This window comes from Shewanella colwelliana (assembly GCF_001735525.1).
In the GTDB taxonomy this organism is placed as follows: domain Bacteria; phylum Pseudomonadota; class Gammaproteobacteria; order Enterobacterales; family Shewanellaceae; genus Shewanella; species Shewanella colwelliana.
Map to the genome: position 1 here is coordinate 58,264 of NZ_MCBT01000024.1, position 18,365 is coordinate 76,628.

The window sequence follows — 18,365 nt, forward strand, 5'->3', positions numbered from 1 at the left end:
ATAGGTAATGAATGTAATGAAAGGAAAATTGCTCTGAGGGAGTGGAAAAGTGACATGTAAGCTATTGATGGTACGTTAAGTCTATTATTTAATAGAAGAAATCCCTTATTCTTACTCTGGTTCTTTTTAAGAGCTTTAAAGGCAGTATCTAATACAATGGGTTAACTTCACCCTTTGCACTTATTACAGGCTCGTACAGCTTGTTTATGTGCTTAATTAAGATATAAATCTAAACATTTCAGTATTAGAAGTTATTATTAATTGATTGCTTTCTGATTTTTTAATAATAATAAAATTTTGATTTTCCAAACTTTTAAGCGATCTTGAAAGTTGAGATTGTTTAATGGCTTCATTTAAATGTTCTATTTCGTTGTAATAAAAATCATTATAGTGTTCTAAAAAATCTTTTTGAGTTACACCATTTCTTTCTTGATTCGTTTCAATATCTAGCAATTTATGTAATAACTTCATTTCAAATTTAGTTATGTTTGAATTAACCAGTGTATTTAATGCTAGAAAGGCATTGTCTTTTGTTGTTTTTTCTTTGTTCATAATTTTTATTTCCTTTTAATTGTGTATAACAATCTTGTCGTATCTATCAATATAACCTTTTTGTTATATGAGTCAATAGTAAATTAAAAACAAATGTGAATTATTTTAATAATTATATAATAATAAAATTATTGATCTTTTTATGTTGTTTTGATCGTTTAAAGTGATTGTTTTTGATCGTTTATATTATTAAAAAATATATTGATTTATTTTATTTTATTGTTTAAATTTGTATTGCTTTTTATATCAAATTTGATATATTTAAAGTGTAGAAGATAATTAACTTTAAAAGGAAATTTAAAAGATGAAAAAATTATTATTAGCTTTACCACTAACCGCTTTATTAACTGCGTGTGGTTCTGATTCTGTAGAAGATATTGCTAAAAATTATTGTAAGGCTGTTACTAGTATGAATTGGAAAGAAGCAGAGCAATACGCCTATGCTGATCCTATTCGTAATCGTGAGAATATGCACAAGCAGGACATGGGGAAATACGCACAAGTGTTTATGAATCAGAATTGCACACCCACAAAAGTTGAGGGTGCGGAAGATAGCGGTTCACGTACTGTTTACTTTGGAGATTCGAAGCTTGACCATGTAGCACTGCAATGGGATACGGAGCAAGAAAAGTTTCTTGTAATGTATGACGGCTTCAAGGCTGATTTAAAGCTATATTAATCTATAGTTGAATCAGTTAAAGCCCTAGTCAAAAATGGCTTGTTGTAGGGCTTTTTAGAGGTGTTTATAATCCAATTAATTTTGGAGAATTTGAGGTGATCATAAAAAATAAAGATCTGTTTTAGATCTTATTTTATATTGAAATTGATCGTTTATTTAGATCTTACTTTTTTGAAAACTGTTTAAACAAACTTATATAATATTTATTATCGTCTGTTTTAGTTAAAACGCTATGTTTTAATAACCTACCTAATGATCTTGATAGATTTCCTTGGTTAATTTCTGTTTTATATTCATTTTTATAACATTCTATAAACTCTGATTGGTTTATAGTGAATTCGGTAAAGCTTAAATTTGAATACATTGGATAATAAACTAATAATTCCAATACTAATAAATCTGATCTTGATATTTTTGTTTCTTTATCTCTTGAGTGACATAAAGCTTTTAACATCAAGCTTGCACCATTGATTAATTTTTGTGTTTTTTCTTCTTGATTTAACAATTTTAACTCCTTTTTAATTCGTATCTATAAATATATCAAAAGTTACATATAAATCAATATGTATTTAAAATTAAATAATTATTTATTGATAATCTTTTAAAGCTCTGCCGAAGGGCAACAAGAGCTAATACAACCAGATAAAAGGGTTTGATATGATTGCATTAAAAAAGGTTGATAGTCTGTTGTAGAGCTTTCTATAGCGTTTCTGATCTAATAATCCAGCAAAAGCTGGACTAATATTTTTTATTTTTAAAATGGAACTCGAAAATTTTGAATAAACTTGTTTTGTTTGAAATTTTGAGTAAACAAGCGTAGTGCGTTAGCTTAGTCATTTTTATTTTATCCTTTTGCTATTTTTTCTATTTCCATATTAATTTTTTCGTTATGAAGCACCTGATTTATAGCGGAAAATAATTTGAGATTGTGCGGTTGTATTAAATGCGACATGTCTGTAAGAATTTCCCAGAATTCTTGTAACTCTTCAAAATTTTCATGCAATGTTGGTTGCTCCATTTTTAAGCATTGTAATGTTGAAAATATTCTGTTTCTGTAACTGCTGTTGCTACTTGTTATTGATTCCAAATGATCATTTAGATCTGATATTAAATTTTTCATTTTGCTTTTTATCCTATGTTATTTTTTTGTTTTGATATTGATTCTTAATTTTTTAAATGCTTCTTCGTCTAAAAAAGCGTTGTCAGTTTTTGAATAAAGTACAAATTCACCTTTGTTTTTACCAATGATCATATAGTGATCTACTTCGTGACTATCTTTATCAGTCATATTGATTTCAATTTCTAGCTCGTCACAAATCACTGTTGTAACTTCATTAATTGAAACGTGATAAATTATATTTATATTGGTATTTTTTTTCGTTATATGACAAATGGCGTCAATATTTTTTGAAATTGGTTGTTTGTAAATTCTCATTTTTAAAATCCTTTTTTTAGTTTGTTTCTGTTGGTTAGACTACCTTGTTTAAGCTCTGAACTAAGTTCTGATATTTCTTGTTCTACTTCACTAAAATCATGTGAATCTGAAAAGTTAATCATTTCCTTTTCAAAAGAATAATTATCTTCAAAACATGATAACAAACAGTCTGTTAGTGATTCGTCTGTAAAATCCTGAATATTATAATTTTCAATAAAGAATGATTTTATTTTCTGTAAGTAATTTGAGTTTAAGAAGCTAGAAATAAAGCTCTCAAGTGTATCTTGCACTTCTTCTGAATCTAATAATAAATACTGTTCTGTGAGTGCGTGGATGATTAAATCACGCCCGTTTTCATTATTATTAGAATCAAAAAAATCACTGAATAGCTCATATACTTCAATAGAATCTTTAGCGTTAAATTGCTCAAGAATTGCGTCTAAATACTTAATGTTTTGAAGTGTGCTGATAGAGATAGCAAGATCAATATTTCTATTTGAATCATTAATGTAAACTGTTAGAAAACTAGTAATATCACTTAAATAATATTCGTTGTTAAAAACAATATGATAATTAGTATTATCAATTACAGTTTGTGATAATTCTTTGAACTTGTTATGTAAATCACTGTAAATAATACCTTTAGTATGACAATACTGTTTACCGTTCTTGTGTTGAACTACTCTACATAAATGTTCAAAGTTGAATTGTTCTATCAGATTATTGGACATTGAAAACCCCCTCACAAAGCTTGTGTTGGATCTGGTTTCCATGCTTGCCGATTTGTATCAATAACCCTTTTTTCTCAAGATTAGATATTGATTTAGAAATAGCTTGTTGTGTTACTTCGCCTGATTTGAATCTTAAATGGTGGCGATTCAAAGAAAAATCATTTCTTGATTGACTTAATAATAAAGCATCTTGAAATATACTTATCTCTGTAGTAGTTAATTTAAAATCTATTATTATATTTAAAATAGTATGTATGTTTTTTATATTCACCTTTCTATCCTTGTTTGTTCTATTTAAACAATAACTGTTAAAATTTTAATGTCAACTTCCAGTTGTTATTAATTTAAAGTTAAATAATTAATTTAAATTGATTTTAAAGTTTAAAAAATATAATGATGCTTAATCTTTAAGTGTTTTATATAATAATAAAAATAGATTAAGCATTAGAATTAAAAATGGTGAGTAACAACTGATAGTTGTTATATTTTGAATTTTGAGCCTGTGCCGCCTTTAGCTGAACATGTTCTACACTTTTGCGGATCTTTATTGTGAATACAAAGCTTTTGATTTTCTTCGATTTGTTTTAAATCATCAGAATTATAATCAATGTTAGATTTAACTTTGTTTGAGATTTTAAGGTGTTCTTCAATCGCCTTTTCTTGCTTCTCTTCAAAAGTAACCGCTGTTTTAGTTACTTGTTCAGCAATTTCTGGTTGTGTCTCTGCAAGTTTATCAATTGCTTTAACTGCTGCGCTTGCTGAAAGTGCTGTAAAACCGTCTGAATTTTTACCGTTTTTGATTTTCTTCATCCAAGCGTCAACTTTTGTTAAAGCTTGTTCTAAAGCCTTATTTTCTAGATTTTCAATGTCTGTACTAAGTTGATCTTTTTTTCCTAACATTCCGAAAATTTCAGAAGAAAGTTCTTTTTTCTGTTCGCCTTTAGATTCAATAGATTTATCAAGTTTTTTATCTTCCTTTTGTTTTTCCTCAACACTAGAATCTAACTGAGTGATATTGTCTTTTCTATTTTGGATATCATGATCAAGAGTGTTGATGTTCTCTTTTAATTCATTTTCTGTATTAAGTAGCATTGATTGCCTGTTAAAATCCCTAAGTTCTAGCGGTAAATGCTGTTCTAGCATGGATCTTATATAGTTGTGCTTTTGTCTGTTTTTTTCATCGACAAAGTTAAACATATACTTAGTTTTGAAAAGGTTTACTTGCAAATGAAGGGCATATTTCATTTGAAAAATTTGTCCTACTTCAATAAATTCTTTATCTGTCAATTCATTAGTATCTTCTGGAATGTTAAAGTTTAAGCCGTACTTTTCATTAAGTGCCGATTGGTTTTTCCTGGCAAACTCGATCAGCTTTTCGCGGTAATTGTATTTACCTGTTTTGTTACACTGAGCATCAATTATTGTGTGTAAATTGTGGCCTGTGTTAAGTTCTTTCTGGTAAGTGCCGTTTACCATTGGGTTGATCTTAGACTCATCAAAATGTAGACAACAAAGCTTTAGGTTATTGTCTGGAAAGTTCTTTTTGTAAAATGACCTAATACAATCTATATATTGCTTCTGGTCTAAATCGACAAACTGATTGGAATGTGGGATTTTTAGATTGTTTTCAACATAAAGCGTTGTTCTAGTCGATTGTAAAACTCTATCATCAGCTTGTGTTAGTGCTTCTATATGTGAATCACGATGACTTATAAAACTGTCTAAAAGTGCTTTTTTAGACTCCCTACGCTTATCAGGCATATCAATACTATCTAGCTCTTTGAAAAGTATTAATTTCGCCTTTTCTGTTAGCTCTTGTATAGATGGGGTGAAACTATAGAATAATTTATTATCCTTAATTTCCAACTGCTTGATTATTTCATTAAATTCTTCGTGCTCTGGTATCAGCTTCAAAAGCTTAGATTTATAAGAATTTCTTAATTTACTATATTTTTTTACAGCTTCTTTGTTTTCAGCGTCAGAAGTATTATTAATATCTTCATCTTTAGAGGTGGTAAGGGTTTGATACACTTCTTCCCTGATTTGTTCAAACTCTGAATTGTTATAATATTTACCATCATAATAAAACATATTAAGATCTTGGCAATCGTCCCACCACTCCTGAGAATTGGCTTTTTCTCGTCTAATACTATGGTTTAAACTGCTCTTGAATGCTGTACCAAAGGAGTTTTTACCGCTTGATTTTGCATTGTATTTAATATCCATGAAACGGGCTGTAATAGACTTTTTTGGGGTAATACCTTTTTTAGCAAACATACCTTTAACAGCATTATTAAAAGCTTTATCTATCGGCTGACGGTGCTTAAAATTGTTTATCAATTGTCTTGCTGATTTAGTCTTGTATTTTGACGCATCAACATCTTTAGCAGCTTTTTTTAGCTCATTTTCAAAATTTTCATTAAGTGCTTTTAATTGATTTTCTTCTTGCTGTGCTGCTCGCTTTTGTGCGTCTAATCTTCTTTGTGATTGTTTCGCAAGTTGCTTTAATTTGTCCTCATGCCTTTTAGCATCATTATCTTTTTGTAGTTGTGATCTGTTGTCTTCCATTTTTAACAATCCTTGTTAATTAAAATATAAAAATATAGGAAACGATTTAAACCCTCGGTAGAGCTAAAACAAATTAACCAAGCCTGCGAGGAGAATTTAAAGGTTTTAGTTCCTATATTTTCAACTGTATTAAAAATAATAAAAAAATCAAAAGCTAAATGGTTTTATTTAGTAGCTATTGTTTTCTTTTTAATGTGTCGTAAATTAAAAGTAAGGAAACATAAAAAGGAGATTTAAAAATGGAATTGAAATTTGAAAAAGTATTTAACGAAATTCAAGAATTGATTGAAGATTATTGTACTGATGAAGATAAAGCTGATGATTTATTTCATAGGTTAACTGAACATGATTTTACTGCCAATTGTCATGATGAAGATTTATTAGAGTTAATAAAAGACGATAAAGAATTTTCTAACGAGATTAGAAAGCTATACCGATTATCAAAAGGAATGGCGAAAAATGAAAAATAATGTCCATGAATTGACTCATGATGAAATTAATGAAGCTTTTGATAACTTATGTGAGCAATTCGATTATTCAACTGATAAAGACGTTTACAACGATTTTTTATATGTCATGAAAAAACATCAAATACTTTTCTACGAAATGCTGCATACGCCTGATAATTATGCTGTAACAACGATTGAAGAAGCTAATAAATTTAGTGATTCTTTTACCAAGCAACAACAATCTTTAATTTTTTATATTAATGAAAAACGCTCTTGTGAGGAACTTAAAGCACTATTTTTCAAGATAAAAAATTACATTGATGATTTTTATAATTTGCTGCCAATAAAAAAGCAACTTGAGCTAAAAGGAAATTTAAAAAGTCTAGGGCAAGAAATCTATAAAAAATTAGAGTTTCTTAAATTTCTAGAATTTGAAAATGTGTCTGAAATCGAGGAGAAACATCAGTTTTTGCTTCGTGATATGAGTAAAAAGTTTAGTTTTGTAAAGTGCAATCTTGATACTAAAAAATATGAAATTAAGTTTTTAAAACCTAAAGGCAAAAAATGGAAAGAAAAAAAGAAATAGAAAAAAGGTAATAAATAATACTCTATTTCTATCTAATAGTTTTTGAACTTGAAATATGTCAAAAATGACATATTGTTTTAATTATGGATAACAACAAAAATAAAAAGGAATTTAAAAATGGAAAAAACAAAAGGAATGATTAATTGGTTTTATGACTTCTTAAAATGGGATAAATGGCATTTACTAGCATTTGTGGGTGCTTTCTTAATGATATTTTGCACAAAACAAATAGTCGCTGACGAAGCTTACTTTTATGATTATTTAACGCCTCAATCAAGAGCTGAAATCTTAAAAAAAGCTCAAACATTCAGTGTAAGTACATGGACGTGGGGCTACACATTCAAAGTAGTTTGTAATGGTAAGTGGATTGATACAAAGTTTGACACTTCGTATAGCTCTAAACCTCATGTTATTGCTAAATGGTCAAGTGTTAGAGATGAAGATAAAGCTACTGTTATTAAAACAATAAATAGTATGTGCTAATGGAAGTTACAGAAGATTTTTCTACACAATTAACTGGCTTTGAAGCAATTGCAACATACGGCTATGAGCTAACGTATTATGTAGGTTTAGCACTAGGGATTGTATTGTTTTTGCATGGAATTAAAAAATTAACTCTGTATGCAAAAAATCCAAATGATCCGCGAAATAGCTTAGGTTCTGTTCTTGCTGTAATGATTGGTGCAAGTCTATTGTTTGGGCTTCAAAGCTCAATAAACATGGCTGTTGTAACTGTTAATAGCTCAAGTACGGGGCATTGTTTTATGAATAATGAAACGGGTAATAGTATTAACAAGCATGATGCTGAATGTTTTGATGCTTCAAATTCTGAAATTACTAAAGATATGCGAGATTTAATTGAAGAAAGAAGCACAACTAAAGCTTTAGAAACTTTTAATAAAAAGGCGCATAACTTTTTTTTAATTATGCAATTTGTGGGCCTAGTGTATTTTGTGAAGGCAATATTTCTCTTTAAAGCTGCTGCTGAAGGAACTTCAAATACTACATACGGAAAAATAATAATAATGTTAATAAGCTCATCTTTAATAATTGATATGCCTAACACCCTCCAAATGCTACTAAACACTGCAAAAGAGATAGCATCACTATAAAAAAGGAATTTTAAAAATGTATAAAAATATAATAATAGTTTTAAGCTTGATTTTTACACTCAATTGTCAAGCTACTGATGGAGGGGCTTTTTTCTATGATGAAACACTTCACCCTGACTCAAAAGCAAGTCTTTTAATTGGGTCTAAAACTGAAACAATAGGTATTAATGGCAGACCTCTAGAAATCACTTACAATTGCATAGGGAGGTGGGAATTTCCAAGTGACAAATCATACAAAACAGGAGCTAAATTTATTACTGGTTCGGGCAATAAAGTCCATATTTTACCCAAAAAACCGACTTGGCTTAATCTGAATTCAAAATTTAAACGTGAAGATATTCCATATATTATTATTGAAGTTAATAAAAGGTGTTGATCTTAAAAAAAGTTATGATATTTTTAAATTAAGTTAAACTTTTTCTATTGTGAACTCCAATTTTAAATATTTAGCCTTTTTAGTGTTAACTTACTTTGTAGTATTAAACGTCCTTCTGGGGCGTTTTCTTATTTTATAGGGGGAAGATATTAAAAACGGGCTAATTCGGTCTTATTTTAAGTTCTACATATCAAATATATCGAAATTTAAAACAAATCAAACAAAATCAAGATTTTCCAGTAAAAACAAACACAGAAAAAAGCTTTTAGGTATTAAGAGTATTAAAGGGTATTATTTTTCTCTATATGCTTGCTGTGTCTGGGCTAAACCTAGATTCTTCAACCTGACCGCACCCAAAATCCAACCTGACTGCATCCGAATCCCAACCTGACCGAACCATTTTTATGTTTTGTATTGCATTAACTCCAATAAATAACTGTTTTAATAATAAAAATTTATAATTTCACTGTATTTCCAACTAAAAATACTATCTTTGTAAAATGATAGAGATTTAAAAAACTTTATAAAATTTAAATTAATCTAATAAATTTTAAATTTTATAATAAATTCTTGACAAGATTTACATTTTTGTTAAGTTAATATTATGGAGAGATTAAAATGGCGAATATAAATTTAATATTAGAAAAAGATTTAAAGAAAATGAGCAGGGACTCATTTTTTAAAAAAGCAACAGTGTACAAAGAGAATGATGTTTTTTGGTTCTACGTGATAGATTCATTAAACCAAAAATATTCAATTTTAAAATTTGGTTTCGCAGAATCAAGAAATTTTAAAAATGTAAATTCTGTTTACCAAAAGATTTTAGAGCTTGGTGTATTTGAATACTCTTTTTATGACAAAGACAAAAGAAGGGAGTTAGCAAATGGATAAGCCAACTAAAATTAGCAATACTCATCTAAATGACGATGTTCTGTTTATCAACTGGTATTTACTATTTGCTGCGTATGCACCAGTTGCTATTAATTATAATAATGAAAAGCGTGATGATGATAATATAATAGGCTCTGATAATAAAAGTAAGTGTCTCAATGTTTTAAATGATAAAAACAGAATGTTGTCAGATCGAACTTGTAGAATACTTATAAACTCAGAATTTTTAAACATGGATAAAGAATTTTTGATTTATTGTTTTTTGCTCCAAAAGTTAAATAATAAAATTATAAATGAAAAAATATCTTACTCTAATTTACAAATTGAAGTTTCATTAAAAGAGATTCAACAATTTTTTAGTATTAAACAGTTTAAAAACGACAAGCTTGGACACGCCTTTAAAACCGCATTATTAAGACTGAGAGGGGTAACTCTTCAACTTGATATTAAAGACGAAAAAGAAGTAATAATCACAGGTCTAATAAATGAAATTGTTTACACGAAAGGGAATTCTGCAAAAACAACTTATAAAATTTCTTTTCCAGAAAATTTAATTAAGTTTCTTGAGCGTTCAAAGCGTGAAACCTTTTTCACTCTTGATGAATATAAAACTATTCATACATTCGGAGCTAAAAAGATTTATTTTTATCTGAATTCTATTGATTATAAAAACAAAGATGGTTTTACTATAACAGAATTTAAAAGGTCTACTTTAGAGCAGGTATTAGGGCATTCAATAACATATCTTAATTTTGAGGATGAATCAGAATCACATAATTACGAAAAACATGATGATGTATCTAAAAAAGATATTAAAGATTATCTTAATGCTTTGGTTGAATGTGGTTTTTTATTAACTTGGTCTTATAACGAAAAAGCAGACAACTATATAATAAAACAAACTAGACACAAGAAGGAGCTTAAAAAAGAAGAAAAACAAAGAGAATTAAATAAAATTGAAATTGCTGCGATGAAAGCGTTAGAAGAATCAATTGCCAATAATAATATTAGTATTGTTGTTGATGATATTGAAGAAGATAATTCTGATCAACTTGCTCAATTTTTAGAAAGTGATGAAGCTTTAGATACTAGAGAAGATTGGGAAAAAGGTGATGATATAGATTTAAGTCCTGATTCTTTAGAAGAAATTCCATTTTTAGATTAAAAATTGTTTTGGTTTTAAAACTACATTATAATAATTTAAATTAATTATAAAAAGGATGCTTAAAGATGGCTGATTTCAAAACTGTATTATTAAATAAAGCTGCTTTAAAAGAAGCTCTTTCAAGCTTAAAAGTTGGTGACGCGATTAAAGCGCATGAAAATTTAACTGAGTGCATGAGCGCATTAAAATTACCATCGGATGATCTTTTAAAAATGATGAGTGAACAAGGGCTTAGTATCGAGGATTTTGCACCTTCTCAAGCTACAGCAGCACCACGTAAACCACGTAATAACAAACTTGAAAATCAAAGTTTTGTTATCTCTGACGATCAAGTAATTTGGGTAAAAGGGCGATCTGTCTCTTCGCATCGTGAATCAGGTGACACCATTTATAAGTATGACGAATTACCGAAAAAATACAAAGATTCTGCGGCTGAATTAGTAAAAGCTGGTTAAGTTATAATAACTTAAAAATAGTATCTAGAAGGGGCTTTATAGCCCCTTTTTGCTATCTATATAATTCGTTATATCTTAAATATATCTAAATTAAGATCTTTAATTACATGCTCTGATGCTAGTCTACTAGTGACCTTCGAGTAATGTTTTTCAATCATTTCGACTGAATTTCCGCAATATTTTGCGAGTTTATAAATCTCAACATTATTCAATAATCTATCAGTAATAAAATAATGTCTGTATGAATACAGGGTTAAGTTATCATCCGAAAACCTATCATCAATAAAGTTTTTGAATTGTGCAAAGGTGCTTTCATAAGTTGGGATTTTTTTATCTTTCCTTGAAAATATATATTCATTTTCTATTTTGCAGTCCTTTATAAATTCAATTAACCCTTTGTGCTCAACCATCAAATCACTTGCCATGATTGGACTTTTGGTATGATCTTTTCTTAATACTTTTGCATACATTTCATTTTTATAAGGTACTTTGAATCTTAATAAGTTTATTAAATTTTCAATTGTTTCTTTATCAATCGCTATCTCTCTCGATTTCTTTTTTTCTTCCATTTTCCCTTTTTTTACTGATATTACCATTCTTTCCTTGTTTGACTTCGATATAAACAAGTCCTTCCATTTTATACCAGTGGCTTCTTTTCCAGCCCTTATCCCTGTTGTTTTGAGGAAGTTCATATAGAATTTAAATAATATTCTAGTTTCCTTAACAATAGCCTTTGGTGATTCATCAATAAAACTATTTATATTACTATTAATTAGTTCAAAATCGCTTTCTCTGAAAATTACCTTTTCTTCTGATTCTTCTTTTTCTATTTTTATCTTATTTAATTCTGGCTTATCTCTTTGTTGAATTATTTTATTTTCAATAGCGTAATCAAACATTTTTTCAAATGCTGTTTTTGTTATCGTGATCCTAGTTGATGATTTTGCTTTTTTATTATTAAAAAACTCTTTAAGTTCTCTTATGCCTAGATCCTTAAAATACAAATTTCCTAGTTGTGGAATTATCTCTTTTTCGATAACTCGAATATAATCTGTATGTGTTTTTTTCTTTATTTTTAAGTTTTTTATTTCTTCTATAACTTTTAGAGCAATACTTTTTACAGTAGGTTTTAGCTCAAAAAGTGGCATTCCCTCAGTTTCTAGAATTTCGTTTTTATAGATTAGTCTCAAGCCAAATCTACAAGCCTCTAAAAATGACTTTTTACCTTCTATTTTGATACCTGTTGATAGTCTTTTTCTATTGTGAGGTAAGCCCAATTCTGGTGGGGTTGGTACTTGAACCCACCATTTGCTAGAATTTTGTTCTATAACAACTAATTTGGTATCGGGGATCTTATTGTGTTTAGTGATTTTAAAGTCACCATCAAGCATTTTTTCGAGTAAATTATCCATGATGTTATCTATCTTCATAATTCTAAAATTTCCTTGATATGGAATGAAGTGTGGAATGATGATTAATAGAATGCATCATAACACGTTGAATTAGTGTTGGATAATTATAAGCATGATGTATTCAAAATCCGTTTCCTTCGGGAGTGACGGTTCAAGTCCGTCCTTCGGTACCATTATCAAATACTCTTTTTTGAGAGATAAAACCTGCTTATATAGCAGGTTTTTTTATGCCTGAAATTTTAAACTACTTATTGACCGTAATAGTAGAGGGAGGTAATTCCCCCCTCGTTAAGACAGTATTAGCTCTGTAAAATCTTCAGCGGCAAGCCCAACATATCGTCACCACTGCCAGCAAAGTACCAAATGATAGCGACTAGCGCGCCGACCGTCAGCAGATACCACACCGCAGAAAACAGCTGCCCATACCTATCTAACGGCAGCAGGTGACTTTGGTGACGTGTTTTCCACTCAAATACGATCTCCAAACTACCAATGAGCAGTAAAAATCCCAGCAGTGCTAGCCCTAAGGTGTAGCTAATAAACACGCCGATAGCCGCGCCAGCAACACAGGCGATCAACCCCAGTACGCTGTTCATGGAAAAGCTGATGCTTTTTAGAATGTGGCCACCATCTAAAGGAAGGATAGGCAGTAAATTAAATAGGTTGAGTAGGGCGTTGAACGCCGCCAACCCGGCAAAGAACACGTTCCCAGTGATCCAGTAAGCAACGAGCGCGGCGATAGACATGAACAGTCCAAATGTGGGGCCCATAATTGAGATCACCACATCCTGCCAGCGAGTGTTAATTTTTTCATCACTGAGGGCGAGTCCTCCCATAAATGGGATGAGATAGATCCCTTTGGTTTTCATACCAAAGTACTTCATTGCTCTGATGTGCCCATATTCGTGGAACACCAAACAGGCAATCAGAGCTAGAGCAAACTGAAACGAAAACAACCAGGAGTATGCGGCAACGCTTGCACCAGCTAAAACCACCTTGATTATTTTCGCGCTTTTTAACAGTTTAAAGCCTAATGAAGCGAGCCCTATAAGACTGAACTTACGTGGTGCCTCGACGGGCTGGACTGGTATTTGGCGCTCAATATCTTTTGTCTCCCGACGACCTTCTTCGAGCAGTTCATCGCCGTTAAGTAACCGATAATCGATGTGAAAAGGTTGCCAGCGTAGATCGACCTCTAGGGTGATTTTTATTGTCGAGACTGCATCAACTTGCTGCGGGTTTTCAGTATTTGATGCTTGTGCTTTTAGCTCAAATTCATGGTTTTTTAAGCCTTCATTATTTGCTGATGCTTGCTTTACCGAGACAAGTTGGTTGTCCCAATAGAGCTGTTGCCAGCCTGCCATTGAGCCTTCTAGGCGCAGCTCTTTACCTAAACAGTCTATCCGGAGTAGTTCCACGTAATATCTCTTGAGTATGTGGGGTCATATTAGGCTGAATTATGCCTGTAAATGACCTGAAAATAAAAGAGGCGTAACTGAATGTTACGCCTCGTTTTTTATGAAAACACAGGAGTGTCGGCTATTTACGATTGCTGTAATCAAAGCTTATTTCTTGCCCTTCATTAAATACCATACAGGGGCCATGTTCTCTTTGAGTACGATTAAAAGCGGGGCCGATATGAATTTCAACATTGGCAAAAATATGTTTGCAGGCTTCAATACGATAATGTTGATAGTAGTCGTCGACCTCTTGTTTAATGGTATTAAACTCAAGCTCTTCTCTGCTGCGCTCAGTATTAATTCGGCGTTTTTCTTCTAGCATGCCTTTGACTTGTTCAACCATGAGTTCATCATCTTGCCATTCAGATTTCGGTGGCAATTTATTAAGACTGGCTTCGATATTGAGTTTAGCGACGACCATTAGTTTGACGCTTTGATCGAGCTGTTTCATGGTTTCTTTAAGCTCACCGTGGTGCATGGCACAGTAAATATCGGTTTTAGTGCCAGCGGTAGCACCAATAATGACCGCTTTAATGCCTTTAGCGGCTTTTGCGATACCCCCCACTAAGTCCCCTCTGCGGCCATTAGCATCACTGACGGTAAGTGTGGTGTTGGTGTCTGAATGGCTATGTAGTAACTGCTTGGTCACCAAAATATCGCCTTCAGCCTTTAAGTTTGAATATTGCACAAACTGTGCTGAAATTTGACCTTTTGCTTCCAGCGTCGTAGAAAGCTGGTCGTCTTTGAGTTGTCGTCCAATAACCCCTTTGCTGACTGTGATATCACCATCGGCAATTAAGTGGGCAGAGTCGACGAAGCCCATCACAGTAATATCACCCGTGGTTTTAACGACCATGCCTTCGTGGACATCGCCAGTAATTAAGATACTGCCTTTAAAGTCGACATTGCCATAGCCCACATCGACATCTTTAATCTGTAATACGTCATCAACCTGCATACCGGTTTTAGTTTCAACGGGTTGGCCTGATACGGTTGCGATAAGCGTATTAGCGTCACTGTCTAGTAACGCGGTGCCAGTGCCTGCGGTCATCTTGATATCTTTGCCTGGCACAGGAAGTAGGACGCTACCTTTGACGTCATAGCCTTGCACACCTTCTGTGGCTGGGATTTTTACCATCAAAGTATCATTGGGTTTAACCATAATGATTTCACCCAGATTACGCATGTCAACTGTGCCATCAGCTCGCTCCTGAGGCTGCAATAGACGCTCCCTAGCAAGGGGCACTTTTCGATCAATAAAGGCATTTGTACCATTAATCGCGGGCTTTCCGTGGGCGATAGTGTCACTCGATGTTTGGCCGGGCTCGAGAGTTTCGAGTTGTTTGAGTAGTGACTGAATCTTGAGTTTGCTTAGCCCTAAGGCAATACCATTGGCTTTTAGGGCTTTTAATATATCGGGTAAGGTGACAGTTTTTCCGCCCCATGGCGCTGACAAACTCATCTCTGCGCTCATGTTATCTTCAGCAATGGTCAGGGTAATTTCACCGTCTCTGCGCTCGGCAATTTCGAAAAACTGCTCATATTGACCATCATCTTGGCCAATCAATTGATTAACCTGTATTACCGCTTTATCGATAACATTTTGCCGTGGGAAAAGTTGGCATAATTCGGGAAGTGACAGTAGTTCGGTAATTGCGTCCACAGTGAGTGGCCCATGAGTATTAGGAATTACCTTAAATTCAGCCAAGTTACCATCACTACTTAGCTCTATGAGTCCAGGATCCAGCATAGTTGTTTCCGAAGTAATATTGTTATTATTAGATATAGTTCTCCGAGTATAACAGCATAAAGTTTGACCTATGAAGTCTTTATTAATGAGGTAATTAAGCTATATCGATTACCTAGTCAAATTAGTCACTGTCGCCAGAGAGAATCATTCGCCTCTGGCATCATAAATGATAGATTACTTTGTCGGCAAGAGCTAAGTGTTTGAGTAAACTTTGTATTTGTTGTTTTCTGCAGTGATATTCACTTTTTTGAAGTATTTGGCGATTGCATCACTATAGGGAAGGTGGCGATTGGCGACGATATGCCATTGACCATGATGATTGAGCTTTTCGGCGCTGTCTTTAACAAAGTCGGTGGCAATATGGGTTGCGCTGTGCAGTCCGTCGTGGAAAGGCGGGTTAGAGATGATGCCATCGAACTGGCCTGATGTTTGACGTAGGCCGTCTGATGGGTAGACGTTAGCCCCCATATTATTGGCGACCAGAGTCATCTCGCAAGAGGCGAGCGCCATGGCGTTGATATCGACACAGTCGACGTTAAGATGGGGGTGTGCCTTGAGCAGTGCGACAGTAATGATTCCTGCGCCGCAACCAAAATCGAGCACGCGGCCAGATAAGCTAGGCAGATGCTCTAATAACAGTTTTGTCCCTTCATCGAGGCGTTTTTCACTAAATACGCCTACCAGATTACAGATGGTGATTTCGCCCTGCGGAGTCGCTAAACGGTAGCGATTGACCCAATCCTCTAACTTTATCTCTGGGGCGTCAGCAATGAGCTCTGTGGTGTAAAGTAAGCAGTGACGCGCGTTGTCTCGCTTACTGGCTGCATCAAAATAAGCGGGCGTTTGCTTGGTTATGGAGCGCACGCCGCCTTTATTTTCGCCGACAATGATCAGCTGGCCACCTAATTTAAGATACAAACCCGCGAGGTTGATTAAGTAAGGCGCCAGACTTTTCGATTTGGGATAAAACAGCACCACACAGTCAAATTGATTGTCGTTGGGTAACTGGTGTCCAAAATGTGTGACGAGTTTTTCTGAAGCATAAGGCTGCAGGTGCAAAAAGTGATTGTAGTCTAATGCGAGCGCCGTGACATGATTGGCCGTGTCGAGTAGATCCTTGGCGAGCAGATCTGCTTCATGATTGAGGAGCAAGATATCTTTCGACTCGAGAAAACCACTATTTCTTAAAACAACTTGAGATGGATTAGAAAGCACAAACAATCACTGGCATGGGAATTTGCTCGGATTATAGCGCATGGAACTTGATTGACTGAAATCTTTTGTTTGTCTGTTGTCGTGATTCAAATTCGGCCTCACGAAATCGAGATTACGTGAGGCCGGACAAAGTGAGTGTACTATGGCAGTAGCGCTTCGGTTTCGACCTTGGCAGGAGCTACTGATTTTGATGGGGCACTGTGGTTGCTTGCTGTTGGCGCTTTTTTGGGTAGCAAGCTGATCAGCTTATTGGCGATATCTGTGTTGTCCTGATGACCATGAAACAAGCTTGCAGCCGGCCCGCTAGCAAACACTTGCACATCGACGCCTGTATGGCCACTTGAAGTCCAGCCAGTATTGGTGCGCGCATCGATCAAGGTTTTTATGGCACCATCTAGGACTTTTTGTCCCTGCATTCGCGCATTAGAGAGTTGTTGAGCTTCATCCTCTGTGGGGGTAAAGCCAAGTTGTTGTGCCACGTGGCTTTGCCAATCATCCACTGCGATGGCTGAGGTTGCAATGGCGTCTGGACTCGCTTGCACCGCTTTCAATAGCTGGCCATCCCAGCGGTAGTCGCCATTGGCGCCAATCGACAATCCGCCAGTATCATGGTCGGCAGTGACGACCAACAAGGTATCATTGTTTTGGCGTATGTATTGCTCAACCACTTCAATGGCATTGGCAAACTCATGCATCTCTGCCATGGCAGTGGCGATATCATTGTTGTGCCCAGCCCAATCGATAAGGCTGCCCTCAACCAATAACACAAACCCTTGCTCATTTTGCGATAACAGGGTCAATGCCTTCTGCGTCATGGTGCTGAGTCGTTGGGCATCTGGTTCATCGATGGCCCAAGGCAATTGCACCTGGGCAAACAGTCCAATCACCTTAGGCTGCTCGACTGCTGCCAACTGGGAAAAGTCAGATAGGTACTGATAACCTTTATCTGTGAACTTTGCTAACAAGGTCTCTGGGAAATATTTCTGCCCTCCACCGAGTAAAACGTCAGCATCGGTATCAAGGTAGCTCTGTGCTAACGCATCATAATGACGGCGGCTTTCATTATGGCTGAGAAAAGCGGCGGGAGTGGCATGGTTAATTTGTGCTGTCACGGCAACGCCTGTGCTCATGCCGCGTTTTTTAGCCAGCTCCATCAGGGTTGGAATTGTGCGTTTGTCCACATCGACAGAGATGGCGCCATTATAGCTTTTTACCCCAGTCGCTAACGCCGTTGCTGCCGCTGCTGAGTCCGTGACATAACCACTGACTGCCGCAGGGTAAGTACTCGCGCTGCCGACAAGAAGCCTATCAAATACTGTCTGTTCAACCTCTTGGGTACTCGGGTTATCTTGGTAGTAACGATAAGCCGCAGTGTACGATGGGCCCATTCCATCACCGACCATGATGACGATATTCTTAGGTCTGCTTGGCGCATCAGTGGGAGAGCCTATATTGGCGTAGCTCGCACTACTGAGTAGCGAAAGTGACACAAGCGTTGCTGAAACAAAATTACTTAACTTCATCTAGGC

21 protein-coding genes are annotated in these 18,365 nt (G+C 34.3%); 9 read left to right on the forward strand and 12 right to left on the reverse strand.

Annotated elements, in window-relative coordinates:
• Window positions 1-216 precede the first annotated feature (216 nt).
• The gene (locus tag BEL05_RS08925) at window positions 217-552 is read right to left on the reverse strand and encodes a hypothetical protein (RefSeq protein WP_069670948.1); all 336 of its coding nucleotides are present in this window, start codon (window positions 550-552) and stop codon (window positions 217-219) included.
• A 304-nt stretch (window positions 553-856) separates the two neighbouring features.
• Here BEL05_RS08925 and BEL05_RS08930 point away from each other — a divergent pair, with 304 nt between their 5' ends.
• Window positions 857-1,231, forward strand: coding sequence for a hypothetical protein (locus tag BEL05_RS08930; protein WP_069670949.1), 375 nt, complete (start codon window positions 857-859; stop codon window positions 1,229-1,231).
• A 163-nt stretch (window positions 1,232-1,394) separates the two neighbouring features.
• Here BEL05_RS08930 and BEL05_RS08935 read toward each other — a convergent pair whose 3' ends face one another.
• The 6 genes from BEL05_RS08935 to BEL05_RS08960 form a co-directional block, all read right to left on the reverse strand.
• Complete coding sequence (locus tag BEL05_RS08935) at window positions 1,395-1,736, reverse strand: hypothetical protein (RefSeq protein WP_069670950.1); 342 nt, start codon at window positions 1,734-1,736, stop codon at window positions 1,395-1,397.
• A gap of 339 nt (window positions 1,737-2,075) precedes the next feature.
• Window positions 2,076-2,351, reverse strand: a complete 276-nt coding sequence (locus BEL05_RS08940; RefSeq protein WP_069670951.1) for a hypothetical protein — start codon at window positions 2,349-2,351, stop codon at window positions 2,076-2,078.
• An 18-nt stretch (window positions 2,352-2,369) separates the two neighbouring features.
• On the reverse strand, window positions 2,370-2,666 hold the full coding sequence (locus BEL05_RS08945; protein ID WP_069670952.1) for a hypothetical protein: 297 nt from the start codon (window positions 2,664-2,666) through the stop codon (window positions 2,370-2,372).
• A 2-nt stretch (window positions 2,667-2,668) separates the two neighbouring features.
• Entirely contained in the window at window positions 2,669-3,397 is a 729-nt protein-coding gene (locus BEL05_RS08950) for a hypothetical protein (RefSeq protein ID WP_069670953.1), read from the reverse strand.
• Entirely contained in the window at window positions 3,387-3,668 is a 282-nt protein-coding gene (locus tag BEL05_RS08955; RefSeq protein WP_069670954.1) for a hypothetical protein, read from the reverse strand. Before BEL05_RS08955 ends, BEL05_RS08950 begins: the two co-directional genes overlap by 11 nt.
• Window positions 3,669-3,877: 209 nt before the next feature.
• A complete protein-coding gene (locus BEL05_RS08960) occupies window positions 3,878-5,965 on the reverse strand; it encodes a coiled-coil domain-containing protein (protein WP_069670955.1) in 2,088 nt (695 codons plus the stop codon).
• A 239-nt stretch (window positions 5,966-6,204) separates the two neighbouring features.
• On the opposite strand from BEL05_RS08960, the gene BEL05_RS08965 reads away from it, so the two are divergent.
• The 8 genes from BEL05_RS08965 (at window position 6,205) to BEL05_RS09000 (ending at window position 10,999) form a co-directional block, all read left to right on the forward strand.
• The gene (locus BEL05_RS08965; RefSeq protein WP_069670956.1) at window positions 6,205-6,435 is read left to right on the forward strand and encodes a hypothetical protein; all 231 of its coding nucleotides are present in this window, start codon (window positions 6,205-6,207) and stop codon (window positions 6,433-6,435) included.
• Window positions 6,425-7,000 (forward strand): hypothetical protein, encoded by a 576-nt coding sequence (locus BEL05_RS08970; RefSeq protein WP_069670957.1) that lies wholly within the window; start codon window positions 6,425-6,427, stop codon window positions 6,998-7,000. The genes BEL05_RS08965 and BEL05_RS08970 overlap by 11 nt, the downstream gene beginning before the upstream one ends.
• A 117-nt stretch (window positions 7,001-7,117) precedes the next feature.
• Entirely contained in the window at window positions 7,118-7,483 is a 366-nt protein-coding gene (locus BEL05_RS08975; RefSeq protein WP_069670958.1) for a hypothetical protein, read from the forward strand.
• Entirely contained in the window at window positions 7,483-8,112 is a 630-nt protein-coding gene (locus BEL05_RS08980) for a hypothetical protein (protein WP_069670959.1), read from the forward strand. Before BEL05_RS08975 ends, BEL05_RS08980 begins: the two co-directional genes overlap by 1 nt.
• A gap of 16 nt (window positions 8,113-8,128) precedes the next feature.
• Complete coding sequence (locus BEL05_RS08985) at window positions 8,129-8,488, forward strand: hypothetical protein (protein WP_069670960.1); 360 nt, start codon at window positions 8,129-8,131, stop codon at window positions 8,486-8,488.
• Between the two features lie 618 nt (window positions 8,489-9,106).
• Complete coding sequence (locus BEL05_RS08990; protein WP_069670961.1) at window positions 9,107-9,379, forward strand: hypothetical protein; 273 nt, start codon at window positions 9,107-9,109, stop codon at window positions 9,377-9,379.
• On the forward strand, window positions 9,372-10,544 hold the full coding sequence (locus tag BEL05_RS08995) for a hypothetical protein (RefSeq protein WP_069670962.1): 1,173 nt from the start codon (window positions 9,372-9,374) through the stop codon (window positions 10,542-10,544). Before BEL05_RS08990 ends, BEL05_RS08995 begins: the two co-directional genes overlap by 8 nt.
• Window positions 10,545-10,609: 65 nt before the next feature.
• Window positions 10,610-10,999, forward strand: a complete 390-nt coding sequence (locus BEL05_RS09000; RefSeq protein WP_069670963.1) for a hypothetical protein — start codon at window positions 10,610-10,612, stop codon at window positions 10,997-10,999.
• 68 nt (window positions 11,000-11,067) lie between these two features.
• On the opposite strand, the gene BEL05_RS09005 is transcribed toward BEL05_RS09000, so the two are convergent.
• The 5 genes from BEL05_RS09005 to BEL05_RS09025 all read right to left on the reverse strand — a co-directional run bounded on the left by BEL05_RS09005 (window position 11,068) and on the right by BEL05_RS09025 (window position 18,359).
• Window positions 11,068-12,429: a site-specific integrase gene (locus tag BEL05_RS09005; protein ID WP_069670964.1), complete on the reverse strand. Its 1,362-nt coding sequence runs from the start codon at window positions 12,427-12,429 to the stop codon at window positions 11,068-11,070.
• A 281-nt stretch (window positions 12,430-12,710) separates the two neighbouring features.
• Window positions 12,711-13,829 carry a site-2 protease family protein gene (locus tag BEL05_RS09010; RefSeq protein WP_069670965.1) on the reverse strand — a complete coding sequence of 373 codons (1,119 nt, stop codon included), beginning with the start codon at window positions 13,827-13,829 and terminating at the stop codon, window positions 12,711-12,713.
• Between the two features lie 121 nt (window positions 13,830-13,950).
• Window positions 13,951-15,621: a flagellar assembly protein A gene (locus tag BEL05_RS09015; protein WP_069670966.1), complete on the reverse strand. Its 1,671-nt coding sequence runs from the start codon at window positions 15,619-15,621 to the stop codon at window positions 13,951-13,953.
• Window positions 15,622-15,813: 192 nt separating this feature from the next.
• Window positions 15,814-16,836 carry a methyltransferase gene (locus tag BEL05_RS09020; RefSeq protein ID WP_069670967.1) on the reverse strand — a complete coding sequence of 341 codons (1,023 nt, stop codon included), beginning with the start codon at window positions 16,834-16,836 and terminating at the stop codon, window positions 15,814-15,816.
• Window positions 16,837-16,976: 140 nt separating this feature from the next.
• Window positions 16,977-18,359, reverse strand: a complete 1,383-nt coding sequence (locus tag BEL05_RS09025) for an alkaline phosphatase (RefSeq protein ID WP_069670968.1) — start codon at window positions 18,357-18,359, stop codon at window positions 16,977-16,979.
• Between the last annotated feature and the right edge of the window lie 6 nt (window positions 18,360-18,365).

Bases quoted from the DNA above. Each gene is read 5' to 3' on its own strand.
- BEL05_RS08945 (WP_069670952.1), bottom strand. From the start codon at position 2,666: ATGAGAATTTACAAACAACCAATTTCAAAAAATATTGACGCCATTTGT.
- BEL05_RS09005 (WP_069670964.1), bottom strand. From the start codon at position 12,429: ATGAAGATAGATAACATCATGGATAATTTACTCGAAAAAATGCTTGAT.
- BEL05_RS08940 (WP_069670951.1), bottom strand. From the start codon at position 2,351: ATGAAAAATTTAATATCAGATCTAAATGATCATTTGGAATCAATAACA.
- BEL05_RS08925 (WP_069670948.1), bottom strand. From the start codon at position 552: ATGAACAAAGAAAAAACAACAAAAGACAATGCCTTTCTAGCATTAAAT.
- BEL05_RS08970 (WP_069670957.1), top strand. From the start codon at position 6,425: ATGAAAAATAATGTCCATGAATTGACTCATGATGAAATTAATGAAGCT.
- BEL05_RS08930 (WP_069670949.1), top strand. From the start codon at position 857: ATGAAAAAATTATTATTAGCTTTACCACTAACCGCTTTATTAACTGCG.
- BEL05_RS08980 (WP_069670959.1), top strand. From the start codon at position 7,483: ATGGAAGTTACAGAAGATTTTTCTACACAATTAACTGGCTTTGAAGCA.
- BEL05_RS08965 (WP_069670956.1), top strand. From the start codon at position 6,205: ATGGAATTGAAATTTGAAAAAGTATTTAACGAAATTCAAGAATTGATT.
- BEL05_RS08960 (WP_069670955.1), bottom strand. From the start codon at position 5,965: ATGGAAGACAACAGATCACAACTACAAAAAGATAATGATGCTAAAAGG.
- BEL05_RS09025 (WP_069670968.1), bottom strand. From the start codon at position 18,359: ATGAAGTTAAGTAATTTTGTTTCAGCAACGCTTGTGTCACTTTCGCTA.
- BEL05_RS08985 (WP_069670960.1), top strand. From the start codon at position 8,129: ATGTATAAAAATATAATAATAGTTTTAAGCTTGATTTTTACACTCAAT.
- BEL05_RS09015 (WP_069670966.1), bottom strand. From the start codon at position 15,621: ATGCTGGATCCTGGACTCATAGAGCTAAGTAGTGATGGTAACTTGGCT.
- BEL05_RS08995 (WP_069670962.1), top strand. From the start codon at position 9,372: ATGGATAAGCCAACTAAAATTAGCAATACTCATCTAAATGACGATGTT.
- BEL05_RS08950 (WP_069670953.1), bottom strand. From the start codon at position 3,397: ATGTCCAATAATCTGATAGAACAATTCAACTTTGAACATTTATGTAGA.
- BEL05_RS08990 (WP_069670961.1), top strand. From the start codon at position 9,107: ATGGCGAATATAAATTTAATATTAGAAAAAGATTTAAAGAAAATGAGC.
- BEL05_RS08975 (WP_069670958.1), top strand. From the start codon at position 7,118: ATGGAAAAAACAAAAGGAATGATTAATTGGTTTTATGACTTCTTAAAA.
- BEL05_RS09000 (WP_069670963.1), top strand. From the start codon at position 10,610: ATGGCTGATTTCAAAACTGTATTATTAAATAAAGCTGCTTTAAAAGAA.